The organism is Polaromonas sp. 39-63-25 (assembly GCF_002278925.1).
Classification (GTDB): domain Bacteria; phylum Pseudomonadota; class Gammaproteobacteria; order Burkholderiales; family Burkholderiaceae_C; genus Polaromonas.
Genome location: NZ_NCJH01000010.1, coordinates 1 through 18,369 on the forward strand (window position 1 = coordinate 1; position 18,369 = coordinate 18,369).

An 18,369-nucleotide genomic window follows, 5' to 3' on the forward strand; every position below is an offset into this window, starting at 1 on the left:
CGCGGTGAGCGGCGTGCGCAATTCATGCGCAGCATCGCTGGTGAAGCGGCGTTCGCGGCTGATGGTCTCGCTCATGCGCGCCAGCAAATGGTTCAGGGTATTGACCAGCGGGAGCAGGTCACGCGAGACGGGGATATTTTGAATCGGGGTCAGCGCGTCCGGCGTCCGGCTGGCCAGCACCTGCCGCAGGCGCTCCAGCGGCAACAGGCCACTTCCAACGCCGAACCACAGTACCAGCAGACTGCCGATCAGGGCAGCGACAAAGGGCGTGGCCGCTGCAACCGTCACATTGCGCAGCAGCGTATCCCGTTCGGTCAGGCGGTCCGCCGTGGTAACGCGCAAACCATTTGTTTCCAGGGTATAGCTGCGCCAGTGTTCGCCTTTGATTTCACGGTCGGAAAAACCGAGGGCAGCCGTCGCGAGGGACTCTGGCGTAGCGCCTGGCGTACGCGCGATCACCTCGCCGCGCATGGAAACCTGGCACGCCAACCCTTTTGCCTCCATCGGCATGCTCAAGGTGGATGGGCCAGCTTTTCCGGTGCGGCCATCCCAGGCTGCGGGGTTCTGCGACATCAGTCCGGCGACCATATGGGCGGACATGGCAAGACGCTGATCCAGCGTGCGCTGCATTTCCTTGTCCAGACCGTGCAGCATCCAGAGCGCGACGGCGCCCCACAGCAGGATCATCGAGATGCCGATCATCAGCAACAAGCGCAGCCTGAGCGTCATGCTTTCCCCGCGCTGAACCGGTAACCCACGCCACGCACCGTTTCGATCACATCGGCCCCCAGCTTGCGCCGCAGATGATGGATATGCACACTGAGGGCGTTGCTTTCGATCTCCTCACTGAAATCGTAAAGGCTGTCTTTCAGCTGGTCCGGGCTCAGGATGCGTCCACCCGCATGCAGCAGGGCGGCCAGCAGCGCCAGCTCGCGCCGCGATAAAGTGACAGCGCGTCCGTGCAGGGAAACTTCGCCACTGACCGGATCAAGGCGCAGCGGTCCGTGCTCGATGACATCCACGCTGCGTCCGGCGGCACGGCGCAGCAAGGCTTGCAGGCGGGCCACCAGCTCGTTGAGATCGAAAGGCTTGAGGAGATAGTCGTCCGCGCCGGCGCGCAGCCCGGCCACGCGGTCTTCGACGGCGTCGCGCGCTGTCAGGATGAGAACGGGCAGCGTCATGCCATTGGCCCGCAAGCGTTGCAGCAGGCGCATGCCGTCCTCGTCGGGCAGCCCGAGATCAAGGATCACCACGTCACAATGCACGCCCGACAAGGCGGCTTCGGCATGCGCCGCGGTACGTACGCCATCGACCGTCAAGCCGTGCGCGCGCAGACCAGCCAGGATGCCGTGGGCTATCAGTTCATCATCTTCAATCAGCAACACGCGCACGACCTGTCCTCCATGCCGGATAGTATCCAGGCCTTAAATTATCCCAGCGTTAACGCAGCCTTAATCTGGGCACGCAAAGATGAGTGCTTCATTTGATGTGAAGGCATTCATGCTGCGTTTGTTGTGGTTGATCGTGATGGTGCCCGTGTTGTGGGCGCTGCCGGCGCATGCCCAGCAGGAATTCCTGCCGGTAGATCAGGCTTTTCGCCTGAGCATCAGCCAGGATGGCGATGGCCAGGTGCGCCTGAACTGGGACATCCGCAAGGGATACTACCTTTATCGCCAGCAAATGAAGGTCGAAGCCGACCCCGCCGGTGGTGCGCTGCAGGTCCTGTGGCCGGCCGGCACGCCCAAAACCGATGAAACCTACGGCAAAAGCGAGGTTTATCACGACCAGGTCAGCGTCCTGGTCAAGGCGACCGATGCCCGGGCGCTGACCATCGGCTGGCAGGGCTGCGCCGATGCGGGTCTTTGCTACCCGCCGCAGACCCGGCGCGTCAACCTGGCCGATGTCGCGGCAACGCTGGCAGTCCCGGCCGATCCGGCCACGACCCGCCAGAGTCCGGAGCCCCCAGGCGCGCTCGGCGAAGACCAGGACCTGGCCGAACGCCTGTCGCGTATCCCTATGGGCTGGATGCTTGTCGTGTTCTTCGGCCTGGGGCTGCTGATGACCTTCACGCCCTGCGTGCTGCCGATGGTGCCAATTCTCTCCAGCCTGATCGCGGGCAGCGGCGCGAGTCCCTGGCGCGGTTTTATCCTCTCGCTGGCCTTTGTACTGCCGATGGCGCTGACTTACGCCGGTGTCGGCGCGGCCGCGGCGCTGGCCGGCGCCAATCTGCAGGCGGTGTTGCAGAATCCTTGGGTGCTGGGCACCTTCGGTCTGGTGTTTGTCGTGCTGGCGCTGGCCATGTTCGGCTTTTATGAACTGCAACTGCCCGCCGTGCTGCGCAACCGCCTGAACAACGCCAGCCAGGGCCGGCGCGGCGGCACGGTGGCGGGCGCCGCCGCGATGGGCGTGCTGTCGGCACTGCTGGTCGGCCCCTGCATGACCGCGCCCCTGGCCGGCGCGCTGCTTTATATCGGCAATACCGGCGATGTCGTGACCGGCGCCCTGGTCCTGTTTGCCATGGGCCTGGGCATGGGTGTGCCGCTGCTGCTGGTCGGGACGCTGGGCGCACGGCTGCTGCCGCGTCCCGGCGACTGGATGAACCGGGTCAAGGTGCTGTTCGGCTTTGTCCTGCTGGGCACCGCCATTGTGTTCGTGGCGCGGGTATTGCCTGCGGCGCTGACGCTGGGCTTGTGGGGCGCCTGGTTGCTGGCCATCGCACTGAGTTTGCTGGCGCTGGGCCAGAAGCTCGGCATGGCCAGCGGACGCCTGATGTCCCGTTACCTGGCACTGCTGCTCGGCCTGTGGGGCGGCGCGATGGTGATCGGCGCGGCCGGAGGCGCCCAGAATCCCCTGCAGCCGCTGGCCTTCCAGGCAAGAGGCGTCGCGCCCGCGCAGGCGGCGGTCGGCAGTGACTTCATGGCCCGCTTCGAGCCGCTCAAGACACAACAAGCGCTCGAGACCCGCATTGCCGAAGCCGGACAGCGCGGGCAGTGGACGCTGGTGGATTTTTACGCTGAATGGTGCGTGTCCTGCGACGTGATCGAGCGCAAGGTATTCGCCGAGCCGCGGGTGCAACAGGCTTTGGCCGGCATGCAATTGCTGCGCCCCGACGTGACGGCCAACAATGCGGACGATCAGGCGCTGATGCGCGCCCACCAGATTCTCGGACCGCCGACCATGCTGCTGATTGGCCCCGATGGCAAGGAACGCCGTGCCGAGCGCATCATCGGCGAACTCGATGCCGACGAATTTCTCGCCCGCCTGGCGCGTGCAAAACAAGGAACCTGAATGCTCAACGTCAATCTGGGGCCCTTCTCCGTGCAAGTCAGCCATCTGCTCGTGCTGGCGTCCCTGCTGGTCGCGGCCGGAGTCGGCCACCTGGCCGGGCGGCGTCAGCAAGCGGGCATCGTCAACGTCTTGTCCGACATGGCGTGGGCTGGACTGCTGGTCGCACGCATCGCCTTCGTCGCCACATGGTTTGACCTGTACCGCGACGCACCGTGGTCCATCCTGGACATTCGCGACGGCGGCTTTTCACCATGGGCCGGCCTGGCAGCGGCCTTGCTGGTGGCGATCGTGCACGGCTGGCACCGCGCGGCGCTGCGCAAGCCGCTGGCCCTGGGCTTGACCGCCGGTGCGCTCGCCTGGGCAGCGATGTCGGGTGCGCTCGGCACCTTCGACAACACCCCCAGACCGGCCCTGCCAACCGTGGCGTTGACAACGCTTGCAGGCGAATCGACAGACCTCGCGGCGCTCGCCAAGGGCCAGCCCATGGTGGTCAACCTCTGGGCCAGCTGGTGCCCGCCCTGCCGCCGCGAAATGCCAGTCCTCGCCGAGGCACAGCAGCGGGAAACCGGAATAACTTTTGTCTTCGCCAACCAGAGCGAAGACGCGGCGACCGCCCTGCGCTACCTGAGCGCCAGCGCACTGAGTCTGGCCAATGTGGTGCTCGACCCCGGCGCTGAACTGGGCCGTGCAGTCGGCTCGACGGGACTGCCGACCACGCTCTTCTACGATGCCAGCGGACAACTGGCCGATACCCACATGGGCGAACTGTCGGCCGCCTCGCTGGCCAGCAAGTTAAACCCATTGCGCACGCGCACCACTTTCTCAACCAAGGAATAGATTTCCCATGATCAAAAAAACATATGTTCAATTTGCAATTTTTATGGGCTTGCTCGGCATGGCTATGGGCACACAGGCCAAAGACTGGCCCGCACCGATCAAGGCGCTGGAAGCCAAGGGGGTTGAGGTGATCGGGACATTCGATGCGCCCGGCGGACTGACCGGCTATGCCGCCATGATCGAGCAGCAGCCGCTGGCCATCTACCTGACCGCCGACGGCAAGCAAGCCATCGTCGGCTCCATGATCGATGCAAAAGGCGTGGACCTGAGCCAGGAACCGCTGAACCGGCTGGTGGCCAAACCCATGGCCGCGAAAACCTGGAAGCAGCTGGAGGGCAGCACCTGGATTGCCGATGGCGCCAAAAATGCCCCGCGGATCATTTACACCTTCACCGACCCCAACTGCCCCTACTGCAACAAGCTCTGGAACGATACCAGGCCCTGGGTGACGGCCGGCAAGGTTCAGCTGCGCCATGTCATGGTGGCCATTCTCGGGCCAACCAGCCCGGGGAAAGCGGCGGCTCTCCTGTCTGCGCAGGACCCGCAGACCGCACTGACGCAGCATGAACAACAACATCGCAGCGGTGGTGTGAAGCCCCTGGCTCAGATTTCGCCCAAAGTCCGCGCGCAGCTCGACGCCAACCAGGAGTTGATGCAGCAACTGGGCTTTTCCGCCACGCCGACGACGCTTTACAAAGACGCCGATGGCAACCTGAAGACCATACAGGGCGCACCGTCGGCCGAGATGCTGAGTCGCGTCCTCGGACCGCGCTGAGCCTGCTCAAGGAATCAACCATGGCGATGCAAGGGATGACAGACAGGCCGGACCGAAAGAGCCTGCTCCAGGGACTTGTCAAGGAGTCGATTCGATCCGGCACCATTGCATCGATCGCGATGATTCCTTTCGGCTTCGTATTCCAGCTTCTAGGGCTGCGCGTTGGTCACTACGGGAAAAAACTGCTCGAAGTATTTTTCACCAACTATTCCGAGATGACATTTCGACTATTGATGTTCATCGAACACTTCGTCATCGGCTGGCTGTCTGCGGTTCCCTTGCTCGTGCTTCTCGTTCTGTTGAAAAACAGATTTGCCGCATGGGCCGTGGGCGCCATTTACGGCCTTGGCTACTATGTCATCCTCAATTCCTTGGCGCTGCCACTGATTTTTGGGGATCAAACCCCCTGGACGCTTGGCTTCTCCGTGATGTATCCGAGCTTGGTCATTCACATCGTTTTTGGAGTTTCCATCGCACTCACATCAAGGCATTTTGTATTTTGTTTACCGCGTGTAAAAACGATGACATGACTGTTGAATTCCGTCGAAAACTGACCCAGTTAGGGCAGTAATTTCCATACTGCGAGATCAGATGTCCATCCGCGAGATTGCAAGGCGTACAGGCCTGGCTCGCAACACAGTGAAGAAGTACCTGCGATCAGATGAGACTGAGCCCAGCGACGAAAGACGGGTCAGCGCCAGCAAGCGCTATCCCTACGCCGGGAAGCTGTCCACCTGGCTGGGAATCGAGGCAACAAAATCGCGGAAACAGCGACGCACTTTGAGGCAGATCCACACAGTCATATCCTTGAAACTGGAAATGACAGCCATCGATTCAAAAATAGCTCTGCAAAGACTCAAACCCAAAGGGGAAGTGCCCTTCACGCTTGCACGCGAAAGTTGATCATCATGCCGCCATCTTCGTGTTCCAGATTGTGGCAATGGAACACATAGATCTGGTCGCCGGGGTAATCGTGGGCGAAATCGATCGCCACCCGCACCGTTTCGCCGGGCCAGACCAGCACGGTATCTTTCCAGCCGAGGTCGCTCACGGTGCGGCCCTGGCCGAAGCGCGCCGTGGCCGCGACCTGGGGCGGGCTGCCAATGCGTTCGAGCACCTGGAACGAAAAACCGTGGATGTGCATCGGGTGCGGCATGCCCAGCGTCGGGTTGCTGATGTTCCAGATTTCCACCGCCCCGCGTTTGACGTCGAATGCGATCTCGTCCATGCGGAAGGTGCGTCCGTTGATGAGGAAACGCATCTGTCCCATCGACAGCTCGATCTTGCGCTGCGCGGCGCCGTTGGTAGGGATGGGCTTGACCTGGGACAGCGTGGCTGGCAGTTTGGCGACAACGCGTTCGCCGGCCATCACCGACAGCTTCAACACGTTGAACTCCGCACCCAGCGGCAGCCGTGACGAGCTCATGGTGGCCATCATCCGCCCCATGCCCATGCCGCCCATGTTGCCAGCAGGCCCTTCGTTTTCCATCGCATCGAACGCCAGGCTCCTGAGGAAGATGTCCTCACCAGGCTGAGCCTGGCCCGCGTCGAACAGCACATCGAGGCGCTCGCCCGGCGCGAGAAAAGCTTCGCTCACCGTTTCCGGCCGCTCGATCAGGCCGCCATCGGTGCCGATGACAGTGAAGTCCAGCGTTGTCTTACCCTTGACGAAGGCGAGCCGGTAGATGCGCGCATTCGATCCGTTGAGCAACCGCAGGCGGTAGGTGCGCGGTGTGACGGCCTGCACCGCATTGGGCGTCAGATTGGCGAGCACGATGTCACCGAGCCAGCCCATCATGGCTTCATGGGCATCAGGCTTGTACAACAGCTTGCCCTGCGCGTCGAACTGCTTGTCCTGGATGACCAGGGGCAAGTCGGTGACGCCGAGTTGCAAGTCAAGCGACTTGCTCAGCCGGCGCTGGTCGTCGTCGTCCACCAGGAAGAAACTCGCCAGACCGTGGTAGGCCTGCTCAGCGGTCAGCTCGTGCGCGTGGGTGTGGTACCAGTAAGTGCCGCCGCGGTTACTGACCTTGAAGTCATACGCGTAGCGACCTCCGGGGCCGATGGTGCTTGCCGGATGGCCGTCCATGGCGGCGGGCGTGTGCAGGCCGTGCCAGTGGATGATGGTCGACTCCTGAAGCGCGTTGTTCAGGCTGACCGTGAAGCGCGCGCCGCTCTCGATGCGCAGGATGGGGTTCTGGTAAGCCTTGCCCGCCTGCTCGGTCTGGTACAGCAAGAAGGGGGATTCGCGGCCGGGCAGCAGCGGGAAGCTCGCCGCGGTGGTGCGGATTTTCAGAGGTCCCGCGACATCGAGTACTCCGAACGGCCCGCTGCCCCCAGGAATGAACAGCTTTTGCTGGAAATTTTCTGCTGCCACCGGATCGAAGGGATAGTGACGAAACGGCCCGCCCGCCAGCGCCCCGGAACGGGGCGATCCGTAATACATCCAGGCGGCGCCCCCAGCGGCGGCCACGGTCGCCACACCGGCAAACTGAAACAGCTGTCTTCTTTGCAACATATAACTGCCCTTTACAAGCTTCTGCTATCCCGCCAGTTCACCGGATCCGACGGCAATCAATGCGTCATTCGATAAAGCAGCCAGGCGAAAAACGTCCCTGCAAATGGCGCTCAAGTGCTCAGCACGCGCAGAGCGCCATAGAAACCGGAGTTTTCACTCATTTCCATTCCGGTTCAGTCCACGGACATGCCGAGCGCGCCGACTTGGCTAACGCCAGTGGTAGCCGTAAAGGTCAGTGTTTGTGACCGTTAGGGCCGTCACTCTTTGGCGGTAGTTTGCTGCTTGCCACATTCACCAGCCCTTTCATACCGGCGTCAAAGTGGCCGGGCTGCAGGCAGGCGAAGTTAACCTTGCCCGCCGTTGTGAACTGCCAGATGATCTCGCCGCTTTTACCCGGCGCTACGGTGACCATATTGTCGTCGGCGTGTTCCATCTCCGGGTTTTTCTTCATCACCTCATAGTGGTCCTGGAGATCCTTTTCGGTACCCAGCACCATTTCGTGCTTGACCTTACCGGAGTTCTTGGCGACGAAGCGAATGGTTTCACCTTGTTTGACGTTGAAGTTTGAAGAGTGGAAGCGCATGTCGTCTTTCATATCAACGATCACTGTGCGCGTGACTTTAGATGAGAGACCGGGCTTGCCAATCGCGCCGTCGCCATGGTCACCCGCGTGGCTTCCGGCCGCCATCGCGGACAAGGACAACAAGGCGCAAGGCAGAGAGAGCAGGATGTTTCTTGATTTCATTGAATACCTTTCAAGGGCGGTGGCAGGAAAAAAGAATCAGTGCTTCGTATGCGGGCACTTCCTAGATATGAATTTTTCGCCCATCGGGACGAAAGTGCGTCATCCGTGTCGATCACAGGTTGAGAGACCCCGAGTTTAAATATCCGAATCCTGCGCCAGACCTACCGGGAGATTACAAATTTGTAATCTCTCCGAAAACACAAGCAGCTGTAAAACAAGTAAAAAATCCCGTGTGTCTTCTTGCGGTCAAAGACGAACTCAGGCCGACCGAATACCTGCGACAGGGTCTCAGCGAATACGACTGCGCTGCAGGCGCGGTGCTCATCGGGAATGATGAGATGCACCTCGCACTCACCCTCGTCATGCAGGACTTCAGGCCAGTTTCGGCGCAGGAAAACCGGCTACTGGAAATACCAGCGTGAAAGTCGTCTCGCCGCCCGGCCGGCTGTCTGCGATCACCTGCCCGCCATGAGCCAACATGATGGATCGCACAATTGCCAGACCCAGTCCTGTTCCGCCATCGAGGCGGGCGCGCGCGGCATCGACGCGGTAGAAACGATCAAAGATGCGATCCAGATGGGCTCGAGCGATCCCCTCGCCCTGGTTGGTCACCGCCAAGGTGGTGCAGTCGCCGTCTGTGGCGATCACTATGCTTACCTTCGAATTCGCAAAGGCATGGCGTATTGCATTGGACAACAGGTTGGTGATCGCGCGCTCAACCAACAGGCGATCGGCCATAACAATCGCGGTGCCCGTCACCTCCACCGCAATCCCTCGCTCCTCAGCGATCAGCAAGAGGTAATCGGCCACTCGTTGAGCCTCCTTGGCAAGCTCCAGAAGCTCTCCCTGAAGCAATGTTTCGCTGTGGTCTGCGCGGGCAATAAAGAGCATGTCGGCGATCAGGCGGGACAAGCGCTCAAGTTCTTCAACGTTGCCTTCCAGGACTTCTTTGAATTCAGCGGATGTGCGCTTGTGGGACAGTGCCACCTGTGTTCGCCCCATGAGCGTTGCAACCGGCGTACGCATTTCATGAGCGAGCTCACCGGAGAAATCCTGCAGCCGCCGGTAACCCGCATCGATGCGATCCATCATGCCGTTGAACTCTTCTGCAAGTTCGTAGAGTTCCGTGGGCAGACCTGAGGAAGATATTCGCTGACTGAGCGACTGTGCGCCGATGGATGCCGCCAGCCGATGGAAGCGCCGCAAAGGTGCCAGACTGGTGCTCGCGATGAGCCAAGCGCCCAGCGCCACGATGAGTAGCAGTATCGGCAAGCCCACCAGAGTTGCCTTGATGAAGTCAGCCAGTAATCGGCTGTCGTGCCGGCGATCCAGCGACAGGTAGTAACGCACAGACTTTCCATTGGCGGCCATACCGATGCCGTGAATGGCATTTAGCCGTTCACCAGTCGGCGCCGTCCACGCGTGAACGGACGTGGAACTGTTCGGGCCGGCGTCCAGCGCAGACACGGATTGCTGCGCAATCGCAGAAAAGCTCGCCACGCTTTGACCGCTAGCGGGATCTACCAGCGCCAAGTGGAGGTCATCGTGCCCAATCAGCAGATCGCCAAAGCGGTGTTTGTTCTGGTTGACCGCTTCCGGTGACGAAATTTCGGATAAAACATGCAGCACCAAGTCACGCTTGCCCAGCAGCTCTGTTACTGACCGCGCGTCAAGCTGATGTGTCAGTGCATAGAACCCGACCACGATGGCTCCGCCAGTGATCAGAAGACCAAAAAAAGAGCTGGCGAGCGCAATGCGCGCAGCCAGGGAATTTCTGAGCCAGAAGCTGGGGAGCAAGCGTTGCTTCACGGCACGGCCCGGCGCTCCAGGACATAGCCCACGCCGCGCACGGTATGAATCAATTTCTCTTCGAAAGGGTCGTCGATCTTGGCGCGCAACCGTCGTATCGCCACTTCGACCACATTCGTGTCCGAATCAAAGTGAATATCCCAGACCAGCGAGGCGATTTGAGTTCTGGAGAGGACTTCGCCGGCTTTCTGGGCCAGAAGAGTCAGCAAGGCGAACTCCTTGGCCGACAGGTCGATGCGCTGGCCAGCGCGAGTGGCGCGGTGACGTACGGAATCGATCTCCAGGTCCGCCGCACGCAGCACGGGCTCCCCGGTCACGGGCTGGCCGCGCTTGAGCAAGGCCCGAACTCGGGCCAGTAACTCCGGAAACTGAAACGGTTTGACCAGGTAGTCATCGGCTCCCAGATCGAAGCCACGCACCTTGTCGTCGGTCTTGCCGCGGGCGGTGAGCATCAAAACTGGCACTTGCTTGGAGGTACGTAGCGCCGACAGAACGGCAAATCCGTCGATGCCCGGCAGCATGACGTCCAGGATCACCAAACCATGGTCACCATTGGCCGCCGCGTGCAACCCGTCCGTCCCGTTGTACGCCACCTCGACGGCATAACCGCTTTCGGTCAGCCCTTGGCGTAGGTAGGCGGCGGCCTTGGGTTCGTCTTCAATCACCAGAATTTTCAAAACAAGCCTCGATCGTACATAACGTATTCGTAATCTCCGGGTCAGGGTGGTGTCGCAGCTGGGTTTCTACATTAACAACTGTGATGCAGAGTTTGCATCGCAGTGGCTCCAAGTGTTGGAACCAAAGGAGTTGGGCGCTTTCCGCAACAACCCTACCACTGCTGAAGGCGGCACGCTGGTCGGCGGCGAGGCAGGCTATATGCCTCCACAGCACAGCTATGCGTTCCAGGACGGCAGGCTTGTCCACACCGACAGCATTGCACACAACACCCCGAAGCCAAGCCTCGCCATGACAGACGCGGAGCGCCGTCTGTTCCGGGAGCAGTCTGTCAACTGATACGGAGCGAGGAACCGAGCCGGGTGCAGGCCATCCGGACGATCTATTCATATCCTTAGGAGTTTTTCATGAAATTTAAGATCAGTGTTTTTTTGGTGACGGCCGTGCTTTCCATGAGCGCGACTGGATTTGCCATTGCCGCGATTGACGCTCCAACCGGAGCCCAGAACACCGGTAAGGTGACTGCCACAACGAGGCTGACAGCCGGCGAGGTGCGCAAGGTGGACCTTGAACAGAACAAGCTGACCATCAAACATGAGGCACTCGAGAACCTGGACATGCCGGGTATGACCATGGTTTTCAGAGTTCTGGATGCCAGGCTGCTCAAGGACCTCAAGCAAGGCGACAAAATCCTGTTCCGAGCTGAAAAGGGCGAAGCAGGCTTCACAGTCGTGGCGCTTGAGCAAGCCAAGTAAGGCAATGGTCCGGAAGACAATGATCGACCGCCGACTCGAGCGTACTTCGATCGAGCCTGACCGAAAGGTGGGCAATGGCCACTTACGGTACCCTCACTTGCCCCGTCTGTGGCTATCAGAAGACCGAACAGATGCCCACAGTCGCCTGTCAATGGTTTTACGAGCGCGGACAGTGCCACGCCGTTCTGCGTCCGAAAGCAGTCATTTTTTGATGAATGCCCATTTAAATCGCCCAAATAGAGGATTTCCTCAGCCCGCATAAGAGAAAGTTGCAAATTTTCCACGATGACCATTTGCTCATGTCACCACCTATAGCGCAATTGTTGTAAATGCGAATGTCCGCTTCTGGCCGAAAACGGTCAAAAGCTGACCAACGACAGTAAGTACTTATCGATAGCCAGCTATTTCGACGACGATCTTTGTAGTTCGGAAAAACGGATACGACTGGGTGTAGTCCGCAGCTTGATCTTTCGCTTTATATACTTCAGTCAAGCAGGACCCGCTGTGGCTTCCAGTACGGCAGCGTCGATCTACCTGGACTATCTAGGACTATCGCGACGCTCTGCTTCGCCCTTGTGACCGCCACATAAAAAGAAGATGCAGGAGTCGGTTCCAGATAGGCTCCCAATGAAATAAATTTTTTGATTGGCTCAGTAGGAACGATCAGGACGCGTTCATAAGTCATGCCTTTTGATACCTTGATGTTCAGAAAATCGAGATCAAATTTCTTGCCTGAAGATACGCTGTGACGCAAACATTGCGGCTTGTATTGGTCGACATACTCGATGACGTGTTTGGTTGCCACAAGATGAACGCCGTCGTGTTCAGTAACCGTTTCGTTTTTAGAGTGCGTCGCAGGAAACCTCCACGAAGGATCAAAAATGGAATCGGAAAATGCGGCAATGTCCGGATGGCATCGCCAAGTGACTGCGCTATCCCTTATTTCCAGCAGACCTTCTGCTTCACGCTCCCGAAACCAACTGTTTGAATTAGCATAAGAGTACTTAGCATTCTTTTTGCTTCGAGGATTGGTGGCAAGGACTGATTGTCGAATGTCACCGACCATCCGAATGTCGATGGATGAGCGTAAGAGCACATCGAAAATTTCCCAATCGTGGGAACTCATATCTTGAATTTCATCAACCAAAATTTCATCGTAAATGCATTCAAGCCTTCGCAACAAGGCGCCATTGCTGTTAGTCACAAGTTCATGAGCAAGCCTGCCAAGCTCGCATGCATAAACCGCTCCGTTTGAGTCCAAGAACCGGCTTTTGCCCCTCGCCGTGATCCACGGTCTTCCATCAAAGTTGAAGCCTAGCACTCTCTGGCCGGGAAACTTAAATGGCAGGAATGGGTGGGCAAAGTCACGCAAGAGGAAAGTAAACCAACCCATCACCTCGATGTGATGATGGTCCCCTGCGTAGCGCTGGAGACGGCTGCGCAGCTCCTCCTGATTAGCCTGGGTGTACGTAAGCACAAGCACTCTTCGATCAGTGGGTAGCGAAGCGCAGTGCTCGATAATTCCCTGCGTCTTACGGGAGCCTGCAACTGCTAGCGTAAGCTGATTACCCATGAGAGAACTTGGCTGCCGCAAGCATGTACGCTGGAGGCACGATTCTTTTTGCTGCCTCGCCAATACGCAGTGCCGTCTCGGTCTTTTCTCTAGTCATCCATGTCAGCAAATCAGCGGCGTTAGTGATGCCGAGGATGTCACGTAGCAGTACTTCGCCGCTGTGGTGAATCAACTGGGGCTCTAACGTTTTGCCATGGGCAACCTCTCCAATAAATACCTCTCGTTCTCCTGGCATCAACCACTCGGCTACAGACTCACGGAGTCCGGCTGGATCACAGCCGTCGTTGTCACGAAGCGCGGCCACCGGCTTGTGAAGTGCAGCACAAAGAGCTAGACCGCGTGCCAGAGAGAGCCCGCGCATGCTTAGAACGTCAATGCCACACGCCATCGGTCGCTTGCCGTACATATCGAAGAAGATGCGCTCGAATACAATTTCATCTGACGGCCCTTCGACAAGAACTATTTTGTTCGCAAGAACAATGCGTAGCGTGTCGTATCCAGGAAGCCTCTTGAAGTAGGACACCGTATCGGGATGCAGTTCGGCGAGCTTCGCTGCCGCGTTATTTCCCATCAGGACTAGATGGTCCAGCCCCAATCGGTTGAGCACAAACGAACTGTGGGTGGTGACGAAAAGTTGTTGTTTCTCACCAGCCAGGGATTCAATGCGCGCTAGCAAAGTTACAAGACTGGTGTGTGTAAGGTGGTTCTCGGGCTCCTCAATCATCACAAATTTCGCGCGTCCGGCATGCCGATTCATGGCAAGTGAAATTTTTATCGCTGATTGTTGCCCTTGACCAGACATTGAAAACGGTACGTTGTCAACGTAGGGTGTGACGACTCCTTCCCAAGAGGTTCTGGAAGTCTGATCCATGGCAAGAGCGATTGGCTGGCTGTGCAGCGTCGCGTGCACAGAACTCATCCTCGTGTTGATGCCGCTTAATGCAGTGTTTGACATCAGCGCTTTCACCTTGCGGTATTCGAGCGAGACCGCCGCGCGTTCGGCTGGCTCCAGTTGATCCCCGAGGATCTGGCGCAAGTGGTAATCAATGCCCGAAGTCGCTCGGACTGTACGCGAGTCAATAATGGCGGTAGCCAGTACTTTGGGGCGGGTCGTAAGCACTTTGTCGGCAAAAGAGCGCCAGTCGCAACGGTAGTATTCGACGGGAAGCAACGGAGTTGGAGCCTTGGCCCATTCCTCCAGCTCCACCGCATACTCAGGGTTAGGCTCGACCCGCATGGTGACTCCCGGGCATGCGTAGGTTGGGACATATGTGTTGATTGCACCAGCCAGAATTTTCAGTTCGGGAACGTCTTCAAAGGATAGTTCAATCAGAATTTCTGGGAAGCCCACTGGAAGACCCTGCGCCCTCTTTTGAAGGAAGTCTTGGACGAGAGCAGCATTGAACCAATGAGGGTTAAGTTCCTCGGAGGCGCTTCTAGCGTTTATACGGCCCGTCAATGCGAGCGCAACTGCCTCCATGAGTGTGGACTTGCCGGACTCATTGGCCCCGACAATGAGATTGAACTTTCGATTGGGCGTGAGGATCAGTTCCTTGTGAATTCGGTATCCCTGAATTTTTATTTTGGTGAGCAACTAAATCCCCTTACTGCGTGAATCCCGTGTGGTTTTCCGCAAGCGTCAAATGCCGTCAACTATCGATAACTACATATTGTCGTTAGTCAGCCACTAACGACTTCAATCGCTGCTTAGAGATAGTAGTTACTTTGCATATCGACAAAGATTAACTTCTCATAGGCCGCCCATCATGGTGCGGACTTAGCTGTCGGAACTCTTTGCCGCCGTTGAAATGATACGAAAACGCCAGTGAGAGCTGCGAGCGCACCGAAAGCCCCGAGCCAAGAAAGAGCCAACGCTGCTTTGATGAGACTTACCGACAACTTGCTCCAAACCACATCCGTTTCGTATTGTGCAGAAGCAAGCAACGATGAGAACTCGCCGGGACAAACGACCCTTGACTGAAACCCGGAATTCGACAGGATCAGTTGCGTTTTCTCAGAAAGTCCGCAACCCAACACGACCTTTACGGTGTTGTTCGGTATTGGATATACGAAAATCACATTCAGTATCAAGTAGGCCGTGCTGAGAATCAGCAGGAGAACGGCTGACCAAACAATGACTCGGGATGCTGTCGCGCGTTTCGTCCGCGAAAGTAGTTGGAAGGCAACGATCAGTGCCACAAGCTCTACCAAGGACGTAATCCCTACGATTCCAGCGGGCCACGGTGGAACGTATCCCCCTATCCCCGCTAACACAGGCAAAAGGATTAACCCCCCTGCAGCAACTAAAGCGATTTTTCGGACCTCACGCAGAACGTCAAAGAATTCGTCCAGGCCGGTCAGCGGGGAAGATGGCATCAGAGATCTCCGATCATATTCCTGAGAGCGTCATATCCTCAAAGTCGGCCGTTAGCAAGCCTGTGGGACACAGAGCTTGTTTTCCCGCATCTGATTTGTGGTGAATTTGTCGCGTGCAGTTTTACCATTCGGCCACTCAACAACATACCGGTATGTTCCAACAAGGCCCATTGTTTTGGAAAGTATGGCCGACCATCCCTGACAGCTATTGAAATCCCACGGGTCAACCCTTAAAGCCTCACATAACTTAGCATCCATATCGCTTATGAGTCGGATCGTGCCACCGGGAGGACTGCTGCCAACCTCGTATTCAGTCTCACCCGCACCGCATCCATCCGTCTTACCATTCAAAATGGGGACTTCGGTACGCCGCTGTTTGGGAAGAGAACGCGCATAACCATTCCACCGCTTGGCAAACCTTTCCTCCCAAGTGCGCGTACTACCATCGTGGGTATCCGCATCATTAACAACACCCATTCCCCAATTGAGCTCATAAACCTGAAGTCTGATTGGTCGTTTAAGCCTACGCTCAATATTTTTAAGAATTAGGCTCTCCATCGCTCCGAACTCATTTTTGAGTACCGTCTCCGGCACGCCGACAGTGCGGGCCAGTTCCTTCAAATACAGAAGGTGCCCAATGCGAGATTTAGTCCACGCCCATCGCCCATCATGGTCCCAGTTGGAAGCTGGGAACATTCCATATTGGCAACCCGTGTCAATATCAATTGTGCAGTCTTCTAGCGCTTTGAAACTTTGGTACTGCCAGATAGAAAAAGTTTGTGGCTCATCTTGGTTTCTGACCTTACAACTTGCCGTTGGGGCCTCTTCTTTCCAATTGCTGTTGACAAACTGATGCTCCAAAGCTCGGTACACGACTACGCGCCTGTCTGCTTCTGGAAGGCCACCAATATCAGCAATGCTCTTCTGGGTGAAACATATCGCAATTCCGATGAGAGCCAAAACCCGCGTGTGCGCCCAACCCCATGGTGACAGACACATTGCAGCCTCCTTCGAAGATCTTTATCAGTTTTGTCAGTCTCCCGTACATATCGTCGCATGAACCTTGACCAAACGCCTCCTCTATTTGGACTAGGTATTAGCCCGCTAAGCGGGAAAGGCAGCGTGAGTTTCCAGGCAAGCTGCCGGGATTACTCTAAGATTGCGATGAGCCAACGGCTTTCAGGGTCCAGCTCAGTCACGTTCCTAACAGGAGAAACCATGTTCAAGAAAGTTTGCCTGGCCATAGCCGTCGCATTCGCGGGCGCCGCCTTTGCCCAAGACGCCACGTGCGTGGCTAACGCTACCGAGAAGAAGCTTGCCGGCGCTGCGAAGAACTCGTTCCTGAAGAAGTGCGAGAAAGACGCTGCGGCCAAATGCGAGATTGCCAGCCAGGAGAAGAAACTCGCTGGTGCCGCCAAGTCGAGCTTCAGCAAGAAATGCGTAAAGGACGCAGTTGGCGCTTGACCGTAAGGTTCCTAAGCGCTTCTGCGCTTTGAATTCGATGCAATGCGTGCGCCTGGACTGACCCGCTGAGGGCGGTTAGTCCTTTCGGCGGCGTGCCTTGCGCCAGTCCCACGGCGGAACAGGGTTGTGGTCAGTCCAAAGACCTCGCTTGGCCATAGACGCCATGCTTTCGGCTTCAGCATACATCCGCCGGTCAGGCACGGTCTGTTCACGCTGGTACTCCTTGTAGTGCCAAGCCATGCCTGCTTGAATCTGGGCTAGATTGGCGTCGCGCCCCTTCACCAGTACCTTCCCCACCAAGCGGCCGTAACGGTCGTTCTTCTCACCCTCCACCTCTACCCACCTTCCGTAAACCAGGTCGGACAGGTTTTGCTTGGAGCGCTGGCCGAAAGGCATCCTCTTTTCGGGCGCATCAATACCGGAGAGGCGTACCACATGCTCGAACTTGTTGGCATCCAGCACCTTGACGGTGTCCCCGTCGGTCACTGCTACGACCCTGCCTTCCAGAACGGCTGCAGCGGCCACTATGGAAAGGCCCAGCGCCAACATCGTGAACAGCAGGCCACGCCACGCCCTGCGGCTAAATAACCGCGCGGGAAACTGCTGCATGGCTATTTTCATACCGAGCTATGAACCAGGAATGCGCGCGCCGTGGTGGCAATCACCTTCCTCGCATTGGCGGCGATATCGTTGGGAAGAGGCTTGGCTTGCGCGGCGGGAAACGGCCACGGCGGATGTCGCCGGATGCCGGGCGGCAGGGACAGCGGCACGACCGGGGCACGGGCCGGCTGGGTATACAAAGCTTGCATGGGGTGGTTTCGGTCGGCTCTCATGGGGCCAATCATCCTAATGGACAACTGTATTTATGTACAGTATCATAAACACCATGGAAGACATCTCTCCCACCCAATGGGTTACTCAATGCGCTGAGCGATTGCATCAGCGCTGGCACACTGTTGAGTCTGCACAATTGGAGGAGGTAGCGATTGAGCTTTGGCAAGACTCGCATCTTCGCGCATTGCCGCCAGCAGATGCAGCAGAGCTCTGGCTGAGTCCTGTGGCCGGTCAGCCCGACTGACGCGTCAACCACTTGACCTGGATGTGAGGTCAGGGTTTATGCGACAAAAAATAATTCATCTGAACTATGCGCTCAAGCGGCCGCCCAGAGTTGGCTATGCGCGTTTAGCTCTTTGCCATGATCGCAAATAGCAGCCCAAGACCTATAAGGACGGCTGCCTTGTTGTCCTCTTTTTTGTCCGGTACGTCTACACCGCTCTTTTCAAGCCGAACAGCCAGCTCATCTGCTCGCTGCAGAATTTGATGAGGCGCGCATTTAAGTTTCGCGGCGATCACCCGAAGTTGAGCCAACGTCATTGCTGCTTGTCCCGACTCCAGTTTGGAATAGCCCGACTGCCCTAGCTCTAAAGCCGCGGCCATATCTGACTGATTCAAACCTGCTTGCGAACGCAACGCTTCAATCGCCTTGCCAACTAACGTGTTGTAAGGAACCACCGGACGCGGACCACCGCCCTTGACAGCCTGAGGATTAATCAT

General features: G+C 57.7%; 20 protein-coding genes and 2 pseudogenes. 9 read left to right on the plus strand and 13 right to left on the minus strand.

The window, feature by feature from the left end; translation table 11 throughout:
- Together B7X65_RS13450 and B7X65_RS13455 are read right to left on the minus strand one after the other, a co-directional pair.
- A partial coding sequence (locus B7X65_RS13450; protein WP_293594814.1) for a sensor histidine kinase N-terminal domain-containing protein occupies positions 1-729 on the minus strand: 729 nt, incomplete at its 3' end.
- Complete coding sequence (locus B7X65_RS13455) at positions 726-1,391, minus strand: response regulator (RefSeq protein ID WP_293594815.1); 666 nt, start codon at positions 1,389-1,391, stop codon at positions 726-728. The genes B7X65_RS13455 and B7X65_RS13450, both read right to left, overlap by 4 nt.
- Before the next feature lie 79 nt (positions 1,392-1,470).
- Between B7X65_RS13455 and dsbD the strand changes: the two genes are divergently transcribed.
- From dsbD to B7X65_RS13480, 5 genes and pseudogenes are all read left to right on the plus strand, one after another.
- Positions 1,471-3,288, plus strand: coding sequence for a protein-disulfide reductase DsbD (dsbD, locus tag B7X65_RS13460; RefSeq protein WP_293594816.1), 1,818 nt, complete (start codon positions 1,471-1,473; stop codon positions 3,286-3,288).
- A complete protein-coding gene (locus B7X65_RS13465; protein WP_293594817.1) occupies positions 3,289-4,125 on the plus strand; it encodes a TlpA disulfide reductase family protein in 837 nt (278 codons plus the stop codon).
- Between the two features lie 7 nt (positions 4,126-4,132).
- Complete coding sequence (dsbG, locus tag B7X65_RS13470; RefSeq protein ID WP_293594818.1) at positions 4,133-4,900, plus strand: thiol:disulfide interchange protein DsbG; 768 nt, start codon at positions 4,133-4,135, stop codon at positions 4,898-4,900.
- Positions 4,901-4,920: 20 nt separating this feature from the next.
- Entirely contained in the window at positions 4,921-5,430 is a 510-nt protein-coding gene (locus B7X65_RS13475; RefSeq protein WP_293594819.1) for a hypothetical protein, read from the plus strand.
- A gap of 7 nt (positions 5,431-5,437) precedes the next feature.
- Positions 5,438-5,695, plus strand: a pseudogene (locus B7X65_RS13480) (helix-turn-helix domain-containing protein); the annotation flags it as partial.
- An 85-nt stretch (positions 5,696-5,780) separates the two neighbouring features.
- On the opposite strand, the gene B7X65_RS13485 reads toward B7X65_RS13480, so the two are convergent.
- The 4 genes from B7X65_RS13485 to B7X65_RS13500 form a co-directional block, all read right to left on the minus strand.
- Positions 5,781-7,418, minus strand: a complete 1,638-nt coding sequence (locus B7X65_RS13485; protein ID WP_293594820.1) for a multicopper oxidase family protein — start codon at positions 7,416-7,418, stop codon at positions 5,781-5,783.
- 232 nt (positions 7,419-7,650) lie between these two features.
- Positions 7,651-8,163 (minus strand): cupredoxin family protein, encoded by a 513-nt coding sequence (locus tag B7X65_RS13490; RefSeq protein WP_293594821.1) that lies wholly within the window; start codon positions 8,161-8,163, stop codon positions 7,651-7,653.
- Between the two features lie 372 nt (positions 8,164-8,535).
- On the minus strand, positions 8,536-9,972 hold the full coding sequence (locus B7X65_RS13495) for a heavy metal sensor histidine kinase (RefSeq protein WP_293594822.1): 1,437 nt from the start codon (positions 9,970-9,972) through the stop codon (positions 8,536-8,538).
- Positions 9,969-10,649: a heavy metal response regulator transcription factor gene (locus tag B7X65_RS13500; RefSeq protein WP_293594823.1), complete on the minus strand. Its 681-nt coding sequence runs from the start codon at positions 10,647-10,649 to the stop codon at positions 9,969-9,971. The genes B7X65_RS13495 and B7X65_RS13500 overlap by 4 nt, the downstream gene beginning before the upstream one ends.
- 46 nt (positions 10,650-10,695) lie before the next feature.
- Between B7X65_RS13500 and B7X65_RS13505 the strand changes: the two genes are divergently transcribed.
- The 3 genes and pseudogenes from B7X65_RS13505 to B7X65_RS13515 form a co-directional block, all read left to right on the plus strand.
- Entirely contained in the window at positions 10,696-10,986 is a 291-nt protein-coding gene (locus B7X65_RS13505) for a hypothetical protein (RefSeq protein WP_293594824.1), read from the plus strand.
- Positions 10,987-11,054: 68 nt separating this feature from the next.
- Positions 11,055-11,402, plus strand: coding sequence for a copper-binding protein (locus B7X65_RS13510; RefSeq protein WP_293594825.1), 348 nt, complete (start codon positions 11,055-11,057; stop codon positions 11,400-11,402).
- 74 nt (positions 11,403-11,476) lie between these two features.
- Positions 11,477-11,599, plus strand: a pseudogene (locus B7X65_RS13515) (GDCCVxC domain-containing (seleno)protein); the annotation flags it as partial.
- A gap of 287 nt (positions 11,600-11,886) precedes the next feature.
- Here B7X65_RS13515 and B7X65_RS13520 read toward each other — a convergent pair.
- The 4 genes from B7X65_RS13520 to B7X65_RS13535 form a co-directional block, all read right to left on the minus strand.
- Positions 11,887-12,975: a UvrD-helicase domain-containing protein gene (locus B7X65_RS13520; protein WP_293594826.1), complete on the minus strand. Its 1,089-nt coding sequence runs from the start codon at positions 12,973-12,975 to the stop codon at positions 11,887-11,889.
- Positions 12,968-14,569: an AAA family ATPase gene (locus tag B7X65_RS13525; protein WP_293594827.1), complete on the minus strand. Its 1,602-nt coding sequence runs from the start codon at positions 14,567-14,569 to the stop codon at positions 12,968-12,970. Before B7X65_RS13525 ends, B7X65_RS13520 begins: the two co-directional genes overlap by 8 nt.
- Positions 14,570-14,739: 170 nt before the next feature.
- On the minus strand, positions 14,740-15,351 hold the full coding sequence (locus B7X65_RS13530; RefSeq protein ID WP_293594828.1) for a hypothetical protein: 612 nt from the start codon (positions 15,349-15,351) through the stop codon (positions 14,740-14,742).
- 51 nt (positions 15,352-15,402) lie between these two features.
- Positions 15,403-16,311 carry a hypothetical protein gene (locus tag B7X65_RS13535; RefSeq protein WP_293594829.1) on the minus strand — a complete coding sequence of 303 codons (909 nt, stop codon included), beginning with the start codon at positions 16,309-16,311 and terminating at the stop codon, positions 15,403-15,405.
- A gap of 258 nt (positions 16,312-16,569) precedes the next feature.
- Here B7X65_RS13535 and B7X65_RS13540 point away from each other — a divergent pair, with 258 nt between their 5' ends.
- Positions 16,570-16,815 carry a hypothetical protein gene (locus B7X65_RS13540; protein WP_293594830.1) on the plus strand — a complete coding sequence of 82 codons (246 nt, stop codon included), beginning with the start codon at positions 16,570-16,572 and terminating at the stop codon, positions 16,813-16,815.
- A gap of 75 nt (positions 16,816-16,890) precedes the next feature.
- Here the strand turns inward: B7X65_RS13540 and B7X65_RS13545 are convergent, their stop codons facing one another.
- The 3 genes from B7X65_RS13545 to B7X65_RS13555 form a co-directional block, all read right to left on the minus strand.
- Complete coding sequence (locus tag B7X65_RS13545) at positions 16,891-17,424, minus strand: thermonuclease family protein (RefSeq protein ID WP_293594831.1); 534 nt, start codon at positions 17,422-17,424, stop codon at positions 16,891-16,893.
- Between the two features lie 8 nt (positions 17,425-17,432).
- Positions 17,433-17,624 carry a hypothetical protein gene (locus tag B7X65_RS13550; protein ID WP_293594832.1) on the minus strand — a complete coding sequence of 64 codons (192 nt, stop codon included), beginning with the start codon at positions 17,622-17,624 and terminating at the stop codon, positions 17,433-17,435.
- A 373-nt stretch (positions 17,625-17,997) separates the two neighbouring features.
- Complete coding sequence (locus B7X65_RS13555; protein ID WP_293594833.1) at positions 17,998-18,369, minus strand: helix-turn-helix transcriptional regulator; 372 nt, start codon at positions 18,367-18,369, stop codon at positions 17,998-18,000.